The sequence below is a fragment of the Arthrobacter sp. Rue61a genome (assembly GCF_000294695.2).
In the GTDB taxonomy this organism is placed as follows: domain Bacteria; phylum Actinomycetota; class Actinomycetes; order Actinomycetales; family Micrococcaceae; genus Arthrobacter; species Arthrobacter aurescens_A.
In genome coordinates this window covers 1443178-1464532 of sequence record NC_018531.1, presented here as the reverse complement: position 1 = coordinate 1464532, position 21355 = coordinate 1443178, and the positions used below count along the sequence as shown (strand labels likewise).

Sequence of the window (21355 nt, the reverse complement as noted above, 5' to 3'; positions counted from 1 at the left end):
CGATAAGTAAGTCTCATGTGCCGGCTACTGGTCCACGCAGGCGATGGATCCCGTGTCTCCAGGCGAGGAAGTACCGTCACGACGGACAATAATGACCTGGATGCAGAGTTGCTTCTCCCCGCCAAAATAGGGCCGTGCGTGGGGCTCCGTTACGGCCTCGTAGTCGCCTTCCGGGATGAGGGCGGTCCGGTAACGCCACATGTACATGTCGCCGGACTGCGGTTGAGGGTTCGTCCACCGGAAATCAGCGAAATCCGGCTTTTCGGGGTCCTTCACGCCAATGAGGCCCTCCACATCCGGTACGCTGCCGTCACCCAAGGCGTCTACGGGCGGCTTGCTGGCTGCCTCCGTGGGGACAACCTTCGGCTGTGCCTGGGCGCCAAGGACTACGCCCACCACGATGGCGACCACCAGCACCGCTGCCCCCGTTGCGGCGAGCCAAAGATTCCGTTTGCTGTGATCTGCGGGCCGGGCGTCTTCCCGGGTGGCCGGTGAGGCACCTGCAGGTGAGTTGGATCGGCTGACTGTGGCGCCAAGATCGTCCTGTGGACGCGAAGGCTGCCAGCCGCGCAGGACTGTGGACTCTGCCGTATCGGGCTCGGCGGTTGCATTGTGGCTGCCTGACGCCCTGTACGTTCCCGGGGCCGTGTACGTTCCCGGGGCCGTGTACGTTCCCGGAGCCGTGTACGATCCCGGCGCAGGGGCGTGAAACTGAGGCGGGGCCGATGACCCGGCGTGGGACTGGACAGTTTGAGGAGGGTTAGTGGGCTGGGTCGGCTGCCCAGTGGCGCCCGCAACGGTGGTCGGGAAGGTTCGAGCCGGGAACGTGGGCGCCGAACCCGTGGTGGCCGTTCCGGAAGCATCGGGATCGATTGAGGCAATACTCCGGACCCGGGTTTCCTCGAAGTTGTCATCGGGATGCTGATCATCGCCGTGCCCGGGTTCTTCAAGCACCTCAAACGGCGTTACGGACAGGTTCAGTTCAGCCTGGATCCGTTGGAGCGCCAAAGCGAAAGCGTGGGCGGACGAATAACGGGACTCCGGCGACTTGGCCATGGACGTTGCCAGAACGAGTTCCAAGGACTCCGGAACGTCGGCACGGCCCAGCCTGGGCAGGGGCGAGTTGGTGATCCGGGAAATCAGTTCCCGCTGTGAGTTGTCCTGACCGGGAAGGACAAACGGAGACCGACCCGCAAGCAGCGTGTAAAGAGTGGCGCCCAGTGCCCAGATGTCCACGGGCACCCCGTCCACGGCACCGCCGCGAAACTGCTCGGGCGGAGACCACGGGATGGACATGCCGGCGTCGTCCTCAGTGTCCGCGCCAATGGTTCCAGAGATGCCAAAGTCCGTCAGGGCCGGCCGGTTGTAATCGGTGACCAGGATGTTGGCGGGCTTAATGTCCCGGTGCACAATGCCTGCCCGGTGGGCGGTCTCGACGGCGGAAGCCACTTGGATGCCGACGGCCAGAACTTCGTCCACGCTGAATCGCTGGCGACGATAGCGGACGTCAAGGCTCGGTCTGGAGCAGTACTCCATGGCCAGGTACGAGTGCCCGTTCTCGGTAATTTCAGCTTCGAAGATCGTCACGATGTAAGGGTGCGACGACAACTGCGCCATAAGGTTCGCTTCGGACTCGAAGCGGCGGCGGGCCCCTTCAGTCTTCAAATCGGACAACAGGACCTTGACCGCTACTTTTCGGCGCGGCCGGTCCTGCTCATAAAGGTACACATCGGAGAAGCCACCGGAGCCGAGCAGGCTGATGTACTTGAAACCCGGGATGGGTGGAGGCGGCGCGGGGGGCCTCTTGGAACTCAAAGAATCTCCTCGAAACGCAATGAAATGTTGTCGCCCAGTTCGGCGATATCGCCGTCCAGGAGGATGGCCATCTCGTTTTGGGCAAGCCGGCGGGGTGCCTGGCCTTCCCGTATGAGAACGGTTCCGTTGGTTGCCTTCAGGTCGCACAGCATGACGTGCCAACCCTCCAGCCGGACCTCCACGTGGGAGCGCGAAATGTCCCCTCCCGGGCTGTCCACCTGAACCAGGCGGGGCATGGTGCCGCCTTGCACGCGGGAAACAGACGGCTGCCGGCCAATAATGAGCGACTGGTCAAGATCTATCAACTCACCTGTGGAAAGCCGCATTCTGCCCAGACGGGGACGCGGGACATGCGCGGCGTCACCGGTGACGGCCACCCCGCACACCGAGCATTGCGGGTAGGTGGGCGGGTTGGCGTGCCCTTGGGAGCACATGCGTGCCAAAACGCTTGGCCCTTTGACCGCGGGTGCGTCCGCGCCACTATCAACAGTTTTGGCGCCCGCCGGCTCCTCAGTGGGGAGACTGCTCTTCATGATGGTCTGCCCGTCATGGTCGGAATCCTCGTCCGCGGCCTGAGGAGCCGACGACCAAGCGGCCGGTACCTGGGCCGGAGGATCGGCTAAGGGCTTGGACGGAGCTGCCTGCTGGTCGCTGACCGCCGCAGGGGTGGAAGAACCGCTCCGCAGCCACGGGACCGAATCGATCAGGCCACCCGACGACGGTGCGGCGGACGCCTTCTCCTGTGGAACGTGCGGAAGCGTCAGTGGCGGGGAATCCGGTGCCGGCGGCGTTTGGGCTGCCGGCGTCGGCAAAGCAGGTGAGTCGTGGTCGTCAGACTCGTCCTCCGTGCGGACAGCGGCGTCCTCAATGTTGCGCATCACTGTCTTGTCCCACAGATGGTCATAGTTTGTGGTGTTTTCCAGCGAGGGAACTATTGGATCAGTGGTACTCGTGTGGACGGAGACCCCGGAAGGTTCCGGTTCTGTCGCGGTGTCTGGTTCACGCTCCGCCAACGGTTCTGCAGGCACCACGGAATGCTCGGGCGAGGGCGGTTCCTCATCAGCGGTTTCTCCCGTTGGGGCCGCAGCTTCCTCAGGAGCAGGTACGCCAGCGAAGTCGGGTACAGCGGCGAGAGGCTCATCGACGCTGGGTGACTTGGCAATGGGAGCCGCGCTTGAGGGAGACGCGCCTTCGGAAGGCTCGGTGGAGGAAGCCTCGGTGGTGGGAAACATGTGGCCGGGTGCGATCGTCAGACCAATGTCCGCCTCCGTGTAACCGATCATGGTTTCATCGGACACGGCTACGGGCCGGACTTCAGGTTCACTGTCCGCGTGGCTGGCAACTCGTGCCGAGGCCTCGAGTGATGCCAGGAGTACCACGCCCTCTCCCAAAGGGAGGCTGTTCGTAGGCGAGCTGTTCAAGGGCGAGCTGTTCAGCGGCAGGCTTCCACCCGACGTCGGACTTCCCGCGGACGGGGCAGTGCCCTCCCCGATCCGAACGCTAAAGGAGGCGGCATCCGCGATCCGGCGTTCGGTCCACGTGGTGACGTCACGTCCCGTGATGCGTTCCTCAGCCCCACCCAGCCGCACGTGAAGTTCGAGGTCTCCCCGGAGGAACACACGAAGTGCGTCTTTGGAGTCGATGATCCCGAAGGGCGGGATGCGGCTGAGGGAAACGCCAAAGGCGTCTGTAACTTCGTGGAGGACTTCGTGAGCTTCGGGCGCGGAGGCGAGCAACTCCCAGACGGTGTGGATCAGTGCGTACGGTGTGTCCGGGCCAAGGAGCACCACAGTTCCGTTCCGCACAATACCGAACCACTCACCCTGCCGGTAGCGGGTCAGCGACAGGTGGTTACTGCTTGCCATCGACGCCTTCCTCCCGGCCAGTCCCGGCAACCTCGTCCGTACCATTCACCCAAGCCCGGGGAAGGGTGTCTTCTTCAACGTCTGACGTAACTTCCGGGCGGGGCGCAGTGGTGGCGATGCCGGCGTCGTTCAAGACGTTCTTGGCGTCCACAACTATGACTGTGACGTTGTCTCTGCCACCGCTACGCAGGGCGGCCTGTATCAGCGCGTCCACAGCATCCTGTGGATGGCCCACGGTGCTGAGGATACGGAACATGTGGTCATCGCCCAGTTCGCCGTTGAGACCGTCCGAGCAGACCATGATCCGGTCGCCTTCCTGGATGGGAAGCAACCAGAAATCGGCCTCGGTCTCATCGCCGGTGCCCAAAGCACGGGTAACAACGTGGCGGCGAGGATGGACCGTTGCCTGCTCCGCGGTGATATCCCCGGAATCCACCAGTTCCTGCACCTCGGAGTGGTCGACGCTTACCTGTGTGAACTCCCCCTGGCTGAGGCGGTACGTTCTGGAATCGCCGATGTTCATCACCAGCCAGTAGGGCAGGCCCATCTGTTCCACCACCACAACGCCGGACAGAGTGGTCCCCGCCCGAGCGCCTGTCGCGTTGCGGATGGCAGCATCGGCTTTCAACAAGCACGACTGAAGATCCGCCGCTGAAGCGGTGCGCACGCCGGCCGACAGTTCAGGGGCACTGCCCAAAGCCCGGACGCACATGCCGCTGGCAATCTCCCCCGCTTCATGTCCGCCCATGCCATCGGCAACAGCGAAGACTGGGTCCGATGCGATGAACGAGTCTTCATTCAGTTCGCGCCGTAGCCCGCGGTCCGTTCCATACCCGTAACTGAGTCGAAAAGAGGATCCGCCTGCAGCGGGACCCGCTTCGGCGTTGGCGGGGGTGGCCGGCTGTGAATTCATGCTTGTCCTAGGTGGAAGGAACGGTCCCCAAAGTGAACGGTGGAACCGGGACGGACAAAGCTTGCTTCGCCCGGGTGGAGCCTGGTCTGTATTCCGTCAGGCGTAGTGACAGCGCTGCCGTTGGTGGAATTTCGGTCCGTGACCCAGACGCCGTCGCCATCAACACGCAAGTGCAGATGCGTTTTGGAAATGGACCGGCCGGGGTCTGACACGGGCAGTAATTGCTCCACGGATTCCCTTGGCTGCGGTGCCGGATTGCGGCCCAAGAGCACTGAACCGCCGAGTTGGATGTCCTGTCCATCGTCAATTCGGATCCGCAGGACGGCCTGGGCACGGGCTGCGCCCGGGCGCATCTGGGTGCGTTCCACGTCGTCGTCAGGGTGGGCGGCGGCGGCCGGAGGCTGCTGCGGTGCGACCGTCACGGAGTGGGGTGCTGGTGATCCGTTCTGTGCTGCCGGAATGTGCGGAGCCGGAGTGTGCGGTGCCGGAACAGCGGGAGACGCGGCGTTGGGATTCGCGGCGTTGGGCGTCGCCGGTGTGAAGGGGGCCGTGGGTGGTCGCCACTGGTTCGGATCATGCGAAGGCTGCACGGCCGGTGCCACGGGGGTAGCGTGCGCGGCAGTAGCGGGCGCGGCAGTAGCGGGCGCGGGAGCGGCCTGCGCGTTCAGACGCGGGCCGGGTGCCGGACCGGAAGGCACCGGGGAAGCGACGGGTTGAACCGGCGGGAGATCCATCGGGGCGAAACTGTACGGACCTTGGATGCCTCCGGTGGTCACGGGATTGCGGCCTGACTTCACGTCGAACACCAAGGACTTTGCCGCTTTGTCATGCCAGCCGCGGACCTTGCCGTTGTTGTCCCAAGCGTTGGAGATGACCACAAGGACGGCCCAAACAACACCAAGGAACATCAGCGGTAGGGCGATCCACAGAACCAGGCCGATTGCGCCAAGCGCGGACAGGATGACGGCAACGATGAACCCCAGCACCAGCAGGCCGCCGGTAAGAATCCCACGGACGAACACCACGCCGGCGCCGGGCGCATAGCCGTCGGAATCCGCGCTGCGGATGCCCATGAGTTGGTTGCCGACGGTGTTTCCGGACTTTGCCTCAATTCCAAGGAGGACAAAGGTGTAAATCACGGTCACGCCCAGGCCGATGCTGCCCAGAAGGACCAGCAGACCCGTGTCATAGACAATGAAGCCATTCCTGCGGGTTTGCGTGATGCCGGCAATGCCGATTGCGAACGTGGTGGCAAGCACGGCAACGGGACCCAACCAATCCAGTACAGCTGCGCCCAGGCGCTTCCCGGCAGAGGCGGGCGCCAACTCAAGCTTGGTGGTCATAGTGGTCCCTCCCCCTGGCCCTGGCATACGGTCCGGCATGCTTTTCGTTCCGTGCTGCATCGGCGACGCCGGCGCCGACACTACCGAGATACTACCGGGATCGGGCGAGCCCTGCCGGTTAGCGAACTCCAGCGCCGCCTTTTGGGCATGGTTGATGTTGCCTTCCTTGCGGGCACCACGGTTGTTCAGCGGTGAACCGCACTGGGTGCAGAACGTCGCTCCCGGACGGACCCCGTGCCGGCATGCCGGGCAAAGTTCTGTCTCATTGCTCATGGGTGGTGTCTTTCTTGAATGGCAACGTAAAGCGGCGCTTTGCCGGGTCCTTGGCCGTCTGTTGCCGCTGGCGAAGGGCCGCGCGGCCATCGGACAGCAAGGAGCGCGGCGAGAACCGTGCTTGCTGCCGTTTCCAGAATCCGACGCTTCCCGTAATGTCGGTCAGCGACGTATCAACGATTTCCCAGTACTCCTTGACCTGGTCCTCGCTGGGCTGGCCGGCACCGAAGACGGCGGCATCGGCCCGGTGGGCAAGCATCGTGGTGGTAGTCCCGGCGGTAGGGAATGCATCAGCGATGACCGTGGCCGATTCGCGTCGGGTGGACTTTGTGTCGATTGAGGCCCCCATGTCGGTGGCCAGGCTCAGCACTTCGTTCCACCCCCCGCCCACACGCTGGGCGGGGTGGCCATCACGGAAACGCGCCTTCCGGCGTCGTGATTTCAGCAGGAGGATCAGCAGCAGCGGCAAGGCGAGGATCCCCAGTGGAATCAGCGCCACGCCGATGGCCGCCAGCAGCGGACCCCAGAAGAGCCACGGGTTGTTCTTCTTCTCGTCAGCGTCCAGGGCGTCCGGTGTGGAATCCGGCGGCAGATCCGCGGGTTCCTGAGGCGGGGGCGGCGGCTGAAGCACCTGTGGTTTGGGTTTGGACTTGTTCTCCGGGTCGGGCGGGATGGGCACGTTGTCCTTGGGCGGAGTGGGATCGAAGGCGACCCATCCCACGCGGTCGAACGCCACCTCAACCCAGGCGTGGACATCCTTGCCCGTGATCTTGATGTCACCAGCACCGTTTTCTGGGCTCTTGGGGTCCGGATAGAACCCCATGACCACGCGGGACGGAATACCCAGGTGGCGGAGCATGAGGGACATGGATACGGCGTATTGTTCGTCGTCGCCCAGCATCTGCTTGGCGGAGAGCATGTTGCGGACGCGCGCTGCGCTGTGTCCGGGAAGGCTCGGGAGCTGCCCTTCGGCTACCAGGCCGTTGCTGAAAGCACCGCTCTTCTGGAAGTGCGCCTCCACCTGCCGGACGCGGTCGATGGCCGTAGGTGCATCCGCGGAAATCTGATTCGCCTGCGAAGCTACGATTGGCGGCACTTCCTCCGCCTCGGGCAGCGTGAGCTTCGCGAAGTCGTACTGTGTGAGCTGGCCGTGCTCCAGGGTCCCGGGGTCCGAGACCTGCACGGTGTAGTTGTCGCCCTTGGCCAGGCCCTTGGTGGTCACGGCGGTGTCCGTGCCGGCGTTGAAGTAGAGCCCGGAAGCGGCACCGGACGTATCCGCGAAACTCATCCCGGTGGTGTGACGACCACCCGGCACGAAGTAGCCCTGATAATCCTCCACGGTGATGTCCAGCGTGTAGTTGGTGCCCTCCACCGGGCTCCCGGAGTCAGCCAAGGTGTTCAGCGAGCGGGCATCGCCCACCTTGCTGAAATTGCCGGAGCTGTTGGGGTCCATGGTGTAGTTCAGGCCGTTGAAGGCATCCAGTGCCGCCAGCCGGACGCGGGCATCCTTGGGCAGTCCCTTGACCGTGAAGAGCGTCTTGTCCTTCTCGTCCTTAACGAAGCTGCGGAAACTCGCCAATGGCGTGATGTAGTCCCGGGGATCGAACGGCGGGACAATCGTGTTGCGGAGCACTTTTCGGTCATCGCTGGCAGTGACCAACGGCGAGGCGATTGCGGTGACGCCCACCGCCACAGCGATCACGGCGGCAGCAGTCCCCAAGCGGCGGAGCTGACCGCGGCGGGCCGTGGCGGCGTCGGAATCCGGCCTGTTGGCCGAAACCGCCTTGGTGCTGTTCCGGCGGAGTACGTCGCGGCGGAACGTCGCCCACACAATGGACACAATGGTCAAGGAGACGCCGCGCTCCACGTTCAGGAAACCCGCACTGGTACTGAAGGCAATGCCCGTAACAAAGAGAACCAGCACGGGAAGCAACGGCCAGTAGGGGCTCTTCAGACGCCACGTGAGCAGACCGGCAGCCAGCGCAGTGACCAAGGAACTCAGGAACGGCACAATGAGCATGCCGTTCGCGGTCCCCACAGGCACGCCAACAGTCAGCATGTCCTTCCAGGCAAAGACGACGCCCAGCAGGAGTGTGCGCAACGAGTCGAGGCTGGGAAGGAATCCGAAAACTGCCGAGTCCGGCACTGCAAGCGCCGACCCGAAAACCATGTACGCGCCGAACGCCACCGCTGTGGTGATCAGCAGCCCCAAACGGAGGTGCGCGTTGAGGACGGCGATACCCAGTCCCAGCAGCACGCCACCCAGACCTGCGACGATGTAATGAGCGTCGCCCCCGAAGCTCAGGGTGAACCCGAGGACACCAAGGAACAGCAGCACCAGGAGCGCGCCGCAGTCAACGGCGAAATGCCACAACGGCCTGCCGTCGTCGAATATGGATCCTGCCGCGGCACGGGAGGCGGACCTGGAGCCTTTGTTGGCGCGCGGACGCACGCGGAGATTTGGCGCGGTGCTCATGCTGCCGCCTTTCGAAGAACAATGGCGAGATCGTCCAGGTCGCCTACGGTGAGAACCGTCAGGTCCGCGATGTTGGCCCTCGACGGCGCTGCGCCGGGTTGGACACGGACCGCGAGGCTTCGCACGCCGGGAGGTACGGAGGCCGCGCAGGTGCGCAGCTGGGTTGCCGTCACGTGGCTGCCTACGACAAAGAACACCACGGAGGCATTCGGGACGGCGTCGGACAGGTTCCGTGCGAGGTCGACGGCGGTCTTCCGCATGGGTGCCCCGACAACCCGGGTCATGTCGTCCAGCATGTTGCGGCCCGTCTCGCAGCGGAGCGGCCCCTTCTGGGTCAGGACGTCCAGGTCACGTTGTTCACTGATCGCTTGGCGTCCGATGGATGCCGCCACGGAGATGGCCATTTCGAACTCCGCCTCGGAATCATACTCATCGGTATTGATGGACAAAGAAATGGCAAGATGCGCGCGCCGGGTTTCCTCGAACTGGCGGACCATGAGCTTATTGGTGCGGGCCGTGGTCTTCCAGTGGATGTGGCGCCGATCGTCACCAGGGACGTAGTCGCGCAAAGCATGGAAAGAAACATCCGCACTGGACAGTTCCGTGGTGGGCATGCCCTCAAGGTCACGGATAAAACCTGCCGCCGAGCTGCCAAGCGATACCGTCCGGGGGTGAACGAACAAGTCCACAGGATCGGTCCACATCACGCGACGGCGCAGCAAGTGAAGGGGGTCAGCACGCACAGAACGGACCGGGCCCACCACAATCACTGCACGCCGCGCGGTGGGAATGGTGAAAAGATCCTCATGAACCTGCGCCGGCTTCATCCGTGGCAGATGGAAAACGGCGGTATTTGAACCCACGGGCAGCTCCAGTGCCGCGGGCAACAAGGGCCTGGTGGAAACGTTGGACACGGCAATGCTGCCCACTGCGTCATCCCCCACTGCCACCCGGGTGCGGGCCAGGTCCAGGACGACGCCATACGTCGAGCGGCCCACAATGAACACGATTGCCAGAAGGAACAGCAGGAAAGCCACCATGGCGGCCGACTTCGCTTCCTGCCAGCCCCACGCTTGTCCGGCCCACCAGAGTCCGATTGAGGCAGCCAACACTACCCAGCCGAGCAGGCTCACCACCGCGAGGACAGGCCAGACGAACCTCAGCCACACAGCCCGGACCTTGTCCCACACCGGCGCGAGGAAGTCGCCGGCGGTTCCAGCGGCTTCCGACCATACGGCTGCGGGGTGGAGCTTGCTGGTGGTGCCGCGTTTACCTGGCTGGCCGGGGCGCTTGCCCGGGTCGTTGCCAAGGCCGCGCAGGGAACGCATCTTGCCGCCAAGGGCAGACGCAGCGCGCTTCAACGAGTCAGCAGCCCTGTTCAGGGGTGTGCTGGAGGACATGTCTGGGCCTTTGTTCGAGCTGGGTGCGGTGGGGAATCGCGTGGTAACGGGTTGAGACGCCGGCGACTGGTTTATGCGCTGGCACTGGGTTTATGCGCTGGCGCTGGGTCTAGGCGCTGGCGCGTTGCTGCGGGGCGGCGACGTCGGCGAGGACGCGGGTGAGCACCACCTCGGGTGTTGCTCCTGAGAATTCGGCTTCAGGGTCCATCACCAAACGGTGGGTCCACACCACAGGAGCCAGTTCCTTGATGTCATCCGGCAACACGAAGTTGCGTCCCTGGCTCGCCGCCCACACCTTTGCGGCACGAACCATGGCCAGGGCGCCACGGACGGAGACACCAAGCCGCGTTTCGCTGGCATTGCGGGTTTCTTCGCAGAGACGCGAAATGTACTCCAGAACCGCGGTATCCACGTGGGTGGTGGCTGCCAGGTCCGCCATATCGGCCACAGCTTGGGTGGTGATCAACGGCGTAAGGTCCTTCGAGCGATCCTTCAGGTTGGCCCCGCCCAGCAGCCGAACCGTGGAAGCGTGATCCGGGTAGCCGATGGAGGTCTTGATGAGGAAGCGGTCCAGCTGGGCCTCGGGCAGACGGTAGGTACCCGCCTGCTCGATGGGGTTCTGGGTAGCCAGAACCATGAACGGGCGGCCTGCCTCGTACGTGGTGCCGTCCACGGTCACCCGGGACTCCTCCATGACTTCCAGCAACGCGGACTGGGTCTTCGGAGAAGCACGGTTGATTTCGTCAGCCAGCACGATGTTGTTGAACACCGGGCCCTTGTGGAACTCGAACTTCTGGGTCTTCTGGTCGTAGATGGTCACACCCGTCACGTCAGACGGCAGAAGGTCAGGCGTGAACTGAATACGGTTATGAGAACCCTGGACCGTCGCGGCCAACGCACGGGCCAACGAGGTCTTGCCTGTGCCCGGTGCATCTTCAAACAACACGTGGCCTTCGGCCATCATGGCAGTGAACGTCAGCCGGATGACGTGTTCCTTGCCCAACACGGCCTTGCCCACGTTGGCAACCAGCTTCTCGAACGTTTCTGCAAACCACGCGGCCTGCTCGTTTGTCATGGTCATCGGTAGATCCTGTTCCTTGGGTATGTGGGTGTTGGGTTGAAGTTGTAGTTGAGCTAGCGATTCGGCATCCCATTTGGTGGATTGCACCCTACATTCGTGGTGTCGCACCGCACCCAGTTACCTGCCGCCATACCGCTGGTCAGGTGGTACCAGATGCCGGATGGGTTGTTGGAGGATTTGTACCAGACTTGGTAGCGGTCCGACTCACCTGATGCCCCTGCGTTCAGCCACTTCCCTTCTCCGACACAAGACGAAGGGCTTCCATCAATGAAGCTGTCAGTCCCCTTGCGTGGTTCTGTGCAACTACGGTCCGGAGTTGCAGTCACAGTCCACGAGGTCGGGGCCGGTGCGTCGCCACTCGTGGCGTTGGCACTGCCCACTGCGCCTTCTGTCGCAGTGACCGCACGAACCTTCAGGTTTCGTGTATTGTTCCACCCTCCGCCGGGTGCGTTATACGAAGTAGCGCCGCCTACGGACGTCCATCCACCATTATCCAAATTGACTTCGTAGTATTTCAGGGGTCGACCGTTCATGTTGGGAGGCGTCCACGACCAGTGGACCTCGCTGTCGCCCCGAGACGACTTACCGCCGTTCACGTTGGGTGCGTTTGCTGGGCCGTAGGGGTTCCCCTGTCCAATGTTCTTCGCATCGCCGGACACGCCGTTCTTCACCGACGTGGCAATGATGTTGACCACCACGTCTGTTCCGTTCGGCTGCCCACCGATGATTCCACCGCCCCGGCCAATTGGCCCGGAGCCGTGGGCGGTCTGCCAGCGGTACGTTATTTCGTTGTCTTGTGAGCCGTTGCGCTCAGCCGCGGTGAGCGGGGTGAACGCAACCTCGAGCCGACCAGAGTCGCCGGTCGCCTTGACGGACCCGCTGCCCACCATTCCGGGCTTACCAGCAGCACGGATAGGCGCAGACTGTTGGCTGACACCGCTGACGCCGGCCTTGTTTGTAGCCGAGACCGTGAACGTGTAGTCCGCTTCCGAGTTGGCCACGGTGACATTCTGCGAGGTCGCGGCCACGGATTGGGTACCCACGACGGCCCCGCCCATGTACGTGGTCAACGTGTAAGCGGACACGGCGTCGCCATTGTTGTTCGGCGCGGCCCAACTGACCTGGAGCTGGCTTTGGCTACCTACCGACCCGGCGCCCGCTACCGACGGAGCCGCAGGAGTTGCCGGCACGCCGGCAGGAATCTCGGCCGCAGAGTAGGTACTCCATTCCGAGGGTTCCTTCGCGTCGTTCCGAGCCAGGACGCGTACCTTGTATGCCACGCCGTTGGTCAGACCGGTCCACACATGACTGTTGCCCGTGAGGTTCTGAATCTGCGGATTCTGGCCGGCAGGAGCAGGCGAGATCTCAAGATCGTAGGACTTGATGGGCGAACCCTTGCTCGCAGGAGGAACCCACGCCACAGCCAGCTGCTTGTCGCCGAACTTCAGTGTCGGCGCTACCGGGGTATCCGGCTTCACGTCCGGCCGAACCTCGGCCGACACAGGAGAGCGTTCGGACTCGTTGATGGCGTTGGTGGCCGTGACCGCAAAGTGGTACTTCACGTTGTTGGTCAGGCCGGTCAACGTACAGGTGTTGGCTGGGCAGTCCTGCTTGAAGCCGTTCTCGCCGTACACCGTGTACTTGGTGATCGGTGAGCCACGATCAGCCGGCGCGTTCCACGTAAGCAAGGCAGTTTGGTCGCCCACAGACTGCGCGAGTGGTGTGGTGGGAACGGCGGGTTTGTCCTTAACGGTCAACCGGATGCGGGCAGTGGCATACCGGGAGATCTCACCGGTCTTGTCCTCCACGGTGTAAGCAACAACCATGGTTCCGGTAAATCCACCCGCGGGTGTGACGGTCACATCGCCGCCACTGATTTCGGCTGTTCCCTGACCCGTTTCGGTGACGGCTGAGACGATCTTCAACGGAGTTTCCGGGAACGGGTTCGAATCGTTGGCCAACACGTTGACCGTCACAGGCTTGCCGGACTGCGCTTCCGGCTCAGCATCGTCGTTGGCCACCGGTTTGGGCCTGTTGGAGGCCGACAATGAGAGCTTGTAGGTGGCCACGGCTTCCAGCCCGCGCCGGTCCTTTGCCTTCACCTGAACACTGCCGGACTGCCCGATCTGCACGGAATCATCCGCGGAGACCTTGAGTGTCTTGCCCTCCACGTTCACCTTGAAGCCGCCCTGGGCCGCGCCCACCAGCTCGTAGCTCATGTTTTGCACGTCATCCTGGTCCGGATCCGACGTCAGCTTCTCCAAGTCGAGGCTCGCAGAGTCGCCCTTGGGAACTTCCACGTCACTGCCCAGCAGCACAGGTGGATTGTTCTTGTTGGGGTCGGGCAGCACCTTGGTTCGGATGCTGAGCGTGGACTTCAGGCCGTTGGGGTCATCGGGCCCTGTTCCGTCCGTGACTTCGAAGCTGATGGAACCGGGCCCCACGTACTCCGCGCCAGCGGTGTACTTCAGCGCGGTACCACCGTTGGCTATGGGATCGCTGCCGTCCGCACCAATGAGCTTGATGCGGTCGGTCTGGGTAAGGCGCGGCGACTTTCCTTCGCGGACCTTCACCCACTCTGCAAGGTTCACGGTGACGGACTGGCCTGAGACAAGTTCCACCACATCGTCCTTGGCGAGCGTCGGAACCTGCTGGCCGATACCGGGCACCCAGATGATGGCCGTGGACTTCTGGCCATCTACGTCCTCCACGGTGTAGGGCACCAGTTGCGGCTGCTCGGTGAGGTCAACAATCACGTTGCCTTCGGGGCCGGGACGTGCGGTCTCCACATCGGTGGCTACCTTGAGGTTCTCCCCCACGCCGTCCGGATCCTCATCGTTCTTCAGGACGGGCACGTCCACGGCCGTCTTGCCGAGTGTTTGTGCCGATGTCACTCGGTCGTCGCGGGCAATCGGCGCCTGCAAAGGCAGGTCGTTCTGGACCACCACGCGGATACTGGCCTGTCCCACCGCGTCGCGGTCGTCGGCAACAGAGTAACGAACGTTGACGGTGCCTTCCGCTCCCGGAGCGGTCACCAGGATGCGGCCGCTGGTCTGGCTGACCTTGGCATCAAGTCCGGCATCGGCTTCGATGCTGTCCGTCAGGATACGAATGATGTCGCCATCGGGGTCGGTGTCGTTAGCCGTCGCATCGATAGCGATCTGGCGGCCCGGACGGACCTTGACCTCGTCGTCCACAGGAGCGGGTTTTTGGTTGTCTTCCCCACGGGGCGCGACGCCGACTGTCACCGTACCGGTGTTAACCGCGCCTTGGCGGTCGATCACCTTGTACCGGAACGTGTCCGTACCCGCGCCGTCACCGGCGGCGACGAAGTCGATGAAGCTGCTTCCCGCCGTCGCGGTTCCCATGGTGGGTGTGCTATCGATGCCGGTGAGTTGGACCGAGTCGCCGTCGGGATCTATGCCGTCCAGCGGAACCGGGATCCGGACGCTGCCACCGGCCACGACGCGTGCCGTCAGATTTTGAGGCTGCGGACGCGAATTTTGGGTGCCTTCCAGCGGAAGGATATGGATGGTTACGGCTGCGGCACTCTTTTGCCCCTGCGGATCCACCGCGTTGTAAATGGCGCGCACGGTTTTGGGCGTGGGCCCGGCGATGAAGCGAAGGGTCTTCTCGGAGATGAACGCCTTTCCGTCTTCCTCCGGAATGCTTTGCGCGAGCACCGGGTCCACGGACAGTTCTTCACCCTGCGGGTGGGTGTCATTGTCCAGGACCGGAATGGTCACGACGTCGTTCACGCGGACGTTGACTTCGTCGGGTTTCGGCTGGGGAGCCTCGACGACGGCGGGGGCCGGCACCGGGACGACGCCCACCGTGCCGGTGGCCGAGGCGCGGCCGTTGGACATGGTGTAGCTGAAAACGAACGGTTCCTTGGCACCAAGGACGTCCGTGACGCGAAGGACGCTGTGGTCGATCACGCTCACCGAAGCTGATGAGCCGTCGGGTACGGTGACGGACTGCAGGACCAGCACTCCACCGGAGGGATCGGAATCGTTGGCCAGCGGATCAACCAAGACGCTGCCACCCACCGGGAGCAGCGCGACGTCATGGACGGCAACCGGAGCTCCCGGATCCTTGCCGGACTCCACGTCCACACGGATCAGGCCTTGGCTGCTCTGGGGTCCGTTGCTGGCGATATAGGTCAGGTAGATCGGTCCGGGTGTGGTGCTCCGGAAAGTGAAGGTTCCGCCGTCGGTGACCGGACCGAGCTCTGCGGGGCCGGCAGCCTCCACGTGGGCTACACGAAGTGCGCCACCGTTCGGGTCCACATCGTTCTTCAAGGGTGCGATGACCAGGTCCTGACCAACAACCGCAGTGACGTGGTCCGCATTGACTACCGGCGCGAGGGCACCCGGCGGTTGCACGTTAACTACGATGCGGCCAGTGGTGGTGGCCCTGCCGTCCCACACAGTGATGGTGACATTCTTCTTGCCCGGGGCTGCGCCGGAATCCTGGTAGGTGAGGAGGCCGTCCCGGCGTACCTTTACCTGGTCCTGATCGTTGTCAGACTTTGCATCCAACAGCACGAGGTCGTCGCCGTCAGGGTCCATCCAATCGGTCAGGATGTTCTGGCTGACGGACTTACCCTGTTCCACCAGCATGGTGGTGGGCTCGCCTCGTTTGAAGAAGGGCGGCTTATTCTCTTCCGGGGGCACAACGCGCAGTGTTACTTTTCCTCCGGCTGACAGCCCACGGCCATCCGAAGCGTTGTAGTCAAAGACTTCTGTGCCCGGTTTGGCATCTGCTGGAACTTTGACCTGGAAGGCCGAGCCGCCATAGATATTCTCAAGTGCACCTGCCTTGGGCCCGTTAGCACCCACGGCAGCGGTGAGGACATCGCCGTCGGGGTCTGAGTCGTTGTCCAGGACGCTCAGGATGGAAGTACGGCCGGGCCGGACACCGAACTCGTCCGGTTTGGTTTCGGGCGGACGGTTGGGCTTGGTGCGGTCCGGGAGGACATTGATGGTGTTGTTGTCCGCGGACTCCTGGTCCTGGTCATCGGACTGGTTTTTAGGCGGGACTACGTCGTCCCAGTTGTTCACCAGCTGCATGTTCTGGTTAACCAGCCACACGCTGCCGGAGTTCACGTCGTTGAGGACCACCAGGTCCCGGTTCACGCGGAAAACGTAGCTTGGGGAGGCACTGGCCTTTGGGACGTCGTTCTTCTTGTCGTCGGCGTCATTGTCGCAGTCACGGACGTATTTGTTGGCGCCGGACCAGGCGGAGTGAACGCACTTGCTCACCTGAACGGGAGCGGCGGGGACGCCTTCGCCGTCAGCATTGACCGTTGCTGCCGTGGACCCGTCCAGGGGCTGCTTCAGCAAGGCCTTCTGCGTGGCAATGGCCACGTAACTGCTCTCTTCGCTGCTCTGCTGGAGCTTCGCTTCGCGGGCATCTTGCAGTTGCAGCTTGCGGCCACCCGGCAGGAAGAGGTTGCCGGAAGCAGCGTCAAGGATCACAGGCTTGTCGCCCACCACGGCCAGTTGAAGGTCGCCTGAGCCCTTCAGCTCATCTACCTTGTTGACCTGTGAATCGGTCCGTTCACCGTTGGCATCCACAGTGGTGATGGTGATTTCGCCTTTGCCGGGGTCCGCCGTGTAGATCCGGTTGTCAGAACCCACCGCCGACACCATACCCGGGGAGCCGGTGAGTACGGGTTCGGTTCCTTCTTCGTCGAAGCCGTTGACGGTAGAAGGAGACAAGGCCCAGACTTTGCCTCGGGCGGAATCAGTCACCGAGAGCACGGAGGAGCCATAGCTGACTTGCGACGACGACGGCAGCTGCTTGTCGCCGCCCAGCTTCAGGTTCGCGGCCGAGACTTGATTGATGGTGGAGCCCGATTCATCGTCCACGAAGACGTTGCCGTCGTGCTGCAACACGTCAAAAGTGGTGGTAGCCGGGGTCACGGCACCATCCAGGACGCGGGATGGGTAGTTCAACCGGCCCACCGCGTTCTTGGTCTTACTCACAACCCATACGCCGCCGTCGTTCAAGTCCACCTCGGTGGTCTTGAACCCCGGATACAGCACTGCCCCGGTGATCAGCAAAGCGCCCGCCGCAGTGGCAGCAGTTCCCGCTATGAATTTCTTGTTTTGACGCTTTTTCAGCCCCAGCTTGCCGAAGAAAGTTGTCACAGCCCCAGAATTCCCTTTGTGTACAGCCGCTCCCCAGCGACGTCCGGGCCAACCGACATGTGTCGGCAGCCGTGCATTCCGCAGTACCCCCATACGGCGGCGGAATTTTCAGTCCCAAAGACTATCCCACGCGCCAGACGGCCAGCCAAGGAACCCGAGACCGGGCTATCCATTGGCTCTGACAGCCTACGGCCTCACGAACGGTGGCCGCGATGGGGACAACTATCCGGCCCGGCTCCGGCTGAGCCGTCGTCAGGAACACACAGGTATGCAGACTACCGGGTTAATCCATCGTTTTGCTAAGTGGTGACGCAGTTCTCAGTGTGGGTGGTTCCTGCAGTCGGCAAGTTGCTTAGTCCAGCACCAAACCCTTGCCCCGCCCGCGGGCGAGCATCACGGGGTGGATCTCACCGAAGCCACGGACGTTCTCCGATTTCTGGGGAACCAGGACGAAACGGTCGTCCTGTCCCAGGGCAGCGGCAGTCATCGCGTCCACGAGCACTGTCCCGGGCTGCGCCAGCGTGGTCAGCCGTGCGGCAAGGTTCACGGTGGGACCGTAGATGTCGCCAAGCCTGGACAGGATGCGCCCCCACACCATGGACACGCGGCACTGCGGGAGGATCTCGTCCTCGGTGAAGGCCTGCGCCAAGGCAAGGGAAATCTCGGCGCCGGCCGCAGGGGTTTCAGCGATGTACAGAACTTCGTCGCCCACGGTTTTGACCAATCGGCCGCCACCCACCGAAATGATCTCGGCGCACTTGTTCTCAAAACGCTGCACCAATTGGGCGAGAGTTTTCTCGTTCATGCGGCGCGACAGGCTGGTGTAGGAGACAAGGTCCGCGAATCCCACTGCCCGGGCCAAGGGCAACGGCGAATCGTCTTCGTCGCCCTCCCGGCCCTCCTCGCTGGCCTGGAGCCCGGCTTCCGCGCGAACGGCAAGACGCTGGACGCCGGCATTGAGTTGGCGGCGATAGGAGTACACCAGGATCTCTTCGAGGGAATCCACCAGCGCCGGCAGCTGACCCACCAGTTGTTTTCGGGCCACGGCATCAGGGATTCCCTGCTCGGAAACCATGTCCTCCACCAACGCTTCAATCTGCCAGACCACCATGCGGTCCGTCATTTGCCCGATGGAACGGGTCACGGAGATAGCGGCTTCTTCAGTCAGGAGGCCCGCACGGACCAGATCCAGGATGCTGGACAAGGCAGCTTGGTCACGTTCAGTAAAGGCAACGTCCTCGTCACCGAAGTTCGGGAACCCCAGCGCGCGCCAAATTTTCCGTGCGGACAGGATGGATACGCCCGCGCCTGCAGCAACCTCACGACGCCGGAGCTTGCGTTCCCCGCCAAGGAGCTTCGCCTCGAGCGCCTTAATAGCCAGGCGCTCCGCGGACATCACGCCAGTGGGCGGACCTGTTTGCACCGACGCCGGAGCAGGCCCGGCCTCAGTATCTTCGTCCACGGAAGGTTCCGGTACGGCGTCGAACTCCTGGTCCAGGTCCTCGCCGGACTGCTGATCCTCAACGCTCATCTCTTCCACCTTCTCTCAACTCCCACGGCAATTCTTCAAAATCTCCCAGCACTTCACCCTCAAAAACCTCACCTTGCGGGAGTTCGTCCATCGCGTCAAGAATGTAGCCCCGGAACTTCCCTACCTCGGGAACGTCGGCCAGGACGGCTGTTCCAGAGTGCCCGGTATCCAAGGATATATTCCCCGAGTGCAATGCCCGTTGGAGCATGCTCTGCTGGACACCCACGTTGCGGATGGCCATGAGCGATACCTGCCAATCACTCCGCCGAAACATTCCGTTCTTGGCAAGTACGCGCCGGCTAGTCAGGATGTACTTGGCCGAACGCCACCGCAACACCCGCCTAAGGCTGTACGCAGCGAGGAACCATCCCGCGAGCACTACCACAGTACCCATGAGCCACGGCGTCCATTCCGCCGTGATGAAGGGCGCCAGGCGCTGCGGGTTTTCCCTGACGATCCAAGCACAGACAAAGCCGGTAACAGCCGGAACGGCGATGAAGGCCAGCACCGGAAAGAAGAGTGAGCGGGCCTGTTGGCGCGTGATCGTGATGACCTGCTCCCCCGGAAGTAACTCTTTACGCATAACCGCTTTCTGTGGCGCGCAAGTGCACCACATCTCCGGCTGTCACTACGTGTTCCCTGCCGCCATGGTCCACCACCAGCAACGAGCCGTGCTCGTCCAGGCGCGAGGCGTGGCCCACGAGTTCGTGATCCCCGGGAAGGTGTGCCCGAACTTCGCGGCCCAACGTCACCATGGCAGACTCAACGCGCTTGTGCAGCGACGGGCCACCCACCAAACCGGCCGCAGGGTCTCCTTCGGAGTTGCAAAAGCTGCGGTACAGCCTGGCGAAGCGCGAAAGGTAGCTCTTCAGCAGCGCGGTGCGGTCCGTCGTCGTGGCCCCTTCCAGGGCGAGAGAGGTTGCCGTGGGAACGGGAAGTTCATCCTCAGCCAGGGAAACATTGAGGCCGACACCCAGGATCACCGCAGGAACGGAGCCATCGCCCAAAGGGGTCATCTGGGCCAGGATGCCGGCCACCTTTCGCCCGTTGACCAGCACGTCATTGGGCCACTTGATCTCCGCGGTGATGCCTGCCGTTTCCTGCAGGGCCTCGCGCAGCGCAACTGCAGCTAGCAGCGACAGCCAGGAGTAGCTCTGCGTCGGGACCGGCATGCCTTCTGCCGTGACGGGACGCAGCACCATGGAGACGGACACCGCCGACCGCTTTGGTGATTCCCAGTGACGGTCTAGCCGTCCGCGCGCCGCTGTTTGGTGTTCTGCGGTCAACACGGCAAGGTCGGCCCATTTTTTGGGCTCAACCGTGACAGCCCGGACGAGGTCCTGATTGGTGGATCCCGTGGACTCGACAATGTTCAGCTGGGAGATGCCGGTTGCAGACAGGAAGTCCGGCTGGAGCAGAGCATCACGGTCCAATGCCCCACGATCCAACGGGGAACGGGACTGCCCGGACGTCACCTCTCCGGACAAGACCTGTGGTTCGCTGCTCTCTGGCTGTTCGGCATCCATAGCTGAATCCTATCCAGTTGCGGCGTCCCCGGATGTTGGCTGCCCTGAAAAACGGCTGTGAATCCGCTTAGAGGAAGATGTCCGGCACCAAGCGGTCTTCGGGCGCGCCGAGACTATAAGGAGTGAAATCCGACACGCCCGCAGCGCGCAGCACTTCTTCGTCCGTGTAGAAGTTCCCGGTCGAGCCAGATCCCGTCAGCACTGCGTGGGCGGCATCGGCCATGATTTCCGGGCCTCGGGCCGCCTGTACGATCTGCTGCCCACCGGGCATGTTCCGGATTGCTGCGGTGTCGATCAGGGTGCATGGCCAGAGCGAGTTGACCGAAACGCCGTCGTCCTTCAGCTCTTCGGCGAGCCCCAAGGTGGTGAGGCTCATCCCGTACTTTGCCATGGTGTAGGCCAAGTGCATTCCGGCCCATTTGGGGTCCAGGTTGAGGGGCGGGGAAAGGGTGAGAATGTGGCCGTGGCTTGATTCACGCAAGGCGGGAAGTGCCAGTTTGGATAGCAGGAACGTGCCGCGGACATTGATGTCCTGCATAAGGTCGTAGCGCTTCATGTCCACCGCGTCGGTGCGGGACAGATCGATCGCCGAGGCGTTGTTCACCACTACGTCGATTCCCCCGAAACGTTCGACGGCGGCGGCGACTGCTGCGGCGACGTCGTCATCATTGCGGACGTCCCCGACCAGCGGCAGTGCCTGGCCGCCCGCATCGACGAGCTGCTCTGCGGCGGTAAAGACTGTGCCCTCAAGTTTGGGGTGAGGGTCGCCGGTCTTGGCCATGAGCACAATGTTGGCGCCGTCGCGGGCTGCACGGGTGGCAATGGCCAAGCCTATGCCGCGGCTGCCGCCGGACATGAGAATGGTCTTGCCCTTGAGCGAAGCAGTGGCCACGTAGGGGGTGGTGCGTTGCGTTTGACCCTCTGTGGAGGCGGAGGAAGCGCCGTTGCTTGAAGTCATGGGGACACTCTAGCCCAAG

At 63.1% G+C, this 21355-nt stretch carries 12 protein-coding genes; all 12 read right to left on the bottom strand.

The features are described from left to right. Positions 1-24: 24 nt before the first annotated feature. Entirely contained in the window at positions 25-1815 is a 1791-nt protein-coding gene (locus ARUE_RS06735) for a serine/threonine protein kinase (RefSeq protein ID WP_014921188.1), read from the bottom strand. Continuing rightward, positions 1812-3680, bottom strand: coding sequence for an FHA domain-containing protein (locus ARUE_RS06730; protein WP_014921187.1), 1869 nt, complete (start codon positions 3678-3680; stop codon positions 1812-1814). Before ARUE_RS06730 ends, ARUE_RS06735 begins: the two co-directional genes overlap by 4 nt. Then, the gene (locus tag ARUE_RS06725) at positions 3667-4593 is read right to left on the bottom strand and encodes a PP2C family protein-serine/threonine phosphatase (protein ID WP_011774150.1); all 927 of its coding nucleotides are present in this window, start codon (positions 4591-4593) and stop codon (positions 3667-3669) included. The genes ARUE_RS06730 and ARUE_RS06725 overlap by 14 nt, the downstream gene beginning before the upstream one ends. After that, on the bottom strand, positions 4590-6209 hold the full coding sequence (locus tag ARUE_RS06720; RefSeq protein ID WP_014921186.1) for an RDD family protein: 1620 nt from the start codon (positions 6207-6209) through the stop codon (positions 4590-4592). The genes ARUE_RS06725 and ARUE_RS06720 overlap by 4 nt, the downstream gene beginning before the upstream one ends. Further along, positions 6199-8685, bottom strand: a complete 2487-nt coding sequence (locus tag ARUE_RS06715; RefSeq protein ID WP_014921185.1) for a transglutaminase TgpA family protein — start codon at positions 8683-8685, stop codon at positions 6199-6201. Before ARUE_RS06715 ends, ARUE_RS06720 begins: the two co-directional genes overlap by 11 nt. Beyond that, complete coding sequence (locus ARUE_RS06710; RefSeq protein WP_014921184.1) at positions 8682-10085, bottom strand: DUF58 domain-containing protein; 1404 nt, start codon at positions 10083-10085, stop codon at positions 8682-8684. The genes ARUE_RS06715 and ARUE_RS06710 overlap by 4 nt, the downstream gene beginning before the upstream one ends. A gap of 109 nt (positions 10086-10194) precedes the next feature. Beyond that, the gene (locus tag ARUE_RS06705; protein ID WP_014921183.1) at positions 10195-11166 is read right to left on the bottom strand and encodes an AAA family ATPase; all 972 of its coding nucleotides are present in this window, start codon (positions 11164-11166) and stop codon (positions 10195-10197) included. Positions 11167-11219: 53 nt separating this feature from the next. After that, a complete protein-coding gene (locus ARUE_RS06700) occupies positions 11220-17321 on the bottom strand; it encodes an Ig-like domain-containing protein (protein WP_043469955.1) in 6102 nt (2033 codons plus the stop codon). A 352-nt stretch (positions 17322-17673) separates the two neighbouring features. After that, positions 17674-18852: an adenylate/guanylate cyclase domain-containing protein gene (locus tag ARUE_RS06695; RefSeq protein WP_011774143.1), complete on the bottom strand. Its 1179-nt coding sequence runs from the start codon at positions 18850-18852 to the stop codon at positions 17674-17676. After that, entirely contained in the window at positions 18842-19435 is a 594-nt protein-coding gene (locus ARUE_RS06690; protein ID WP_011774142.1) for a PH domain-containing protein, read from the bottom strand. Before ARUE_RS06690 ends, ARUE_RS06695 begins: the two co-directional genes overlap by 11 nt. Beyond that, the gene (locus tag ARUE_RS06685; protein WP_014921181.1) at positions 19428-20378 is read right to left on the bottom strand and encodes a biotin--[acetyl-CoA-carboxylase] ligase; all 951 of its coding nucleotides are present in this window, start codon (positions 20376-20378) and stop codon (positions 19428-19430) included. Before ARUE_RS06685 ends, ARUE_RS06690 begins: the two co-directional genes overlap by 8 nt. 67 nt (positions 20379-20445) lie before the next feature. Continuing rightward, positions 20446-21336, bottom strand: coding sequence for an SDR family oxidoreductase (locus ARUE_RS06680; protein WP_014921180.1), 891 nt, complete (start codon positions 21334-21336; stop codon positions 20446-20448). Between the last annotated feature and the right edge of the window lie 19 nt (positions 21337-21355).

Coding starts and splice junctions, on each gene's coding strand:
- ARUE_RS06730 (WP_014921187.1), bottom strand. CDS start 3,680: ATGGCAAGCAGTAACCACCTGTCGCTGACCCGCTACCGGCAGGGTGAG.
- ARUE_RS06725 (WP_011774150.1), bottom strand. CDS start 4,593: ATGAATTCACAGCCGGCCACCCCCGCCAACGCCGAAGCGGGTCCCGCT.
- ARUE_RS06720 (WP_014921186.1), bottom strand. CDS start 6,209: ATGAGCAATGAGACAGAACTTTGCCCGGCATGCCGGCACGGGGTCCGT.
- ARUE_RS06715 (WP_014921185.1), bottom strand. CDS start 8,685: ATGAGCACCGCGCCAAATCTCCGCGTGCGTCCGCGCGCCAACAAAGGC.
- ARUE_RS06710 (WP_014921184.1), bottom strand. CDS start 10,085: ATGTCCTCCAGCACACCCCTGAACAGGGCTGCTGACTCGTTGAAGCGC.
- ARUE_RS06705 (WP_014921183.1), bottom strand. CDS start 11,166: ATGACCATGACAAACGAGCAGGCCGCGTGGTTTGCAGAAACGTTCGAG.
- ARUE_RS06695 (WP_011774143.1), bottom strand. CDS start 18,852: ATGAGCGTTGAGGATCAGCAGTCCGGCGAGGACCTGGACCAGGAGTTC.
- ARUE_RS06690 (WP_011774142.1), bottom strand. CDS start 19,435: ATGCGTAAAGAGTTACTTCCGGGGGAGCAGGTCATCACGATCACGCGC.
- ARUE_RS06685 (WP_014921181.1), bottom strand. CDS start 20,378: ATGGATGCCGAACAGCCAGAGAGCAGCGAACCACAGGTCTTGTCCGGA.
- ARUE_RS06680 (WP_014921180.1), bottom strand. CDS start 21,336: ATGACTTCAAGCAACGGCGCTTCCTCCGCCTCCACAGAGGGTCAAACG.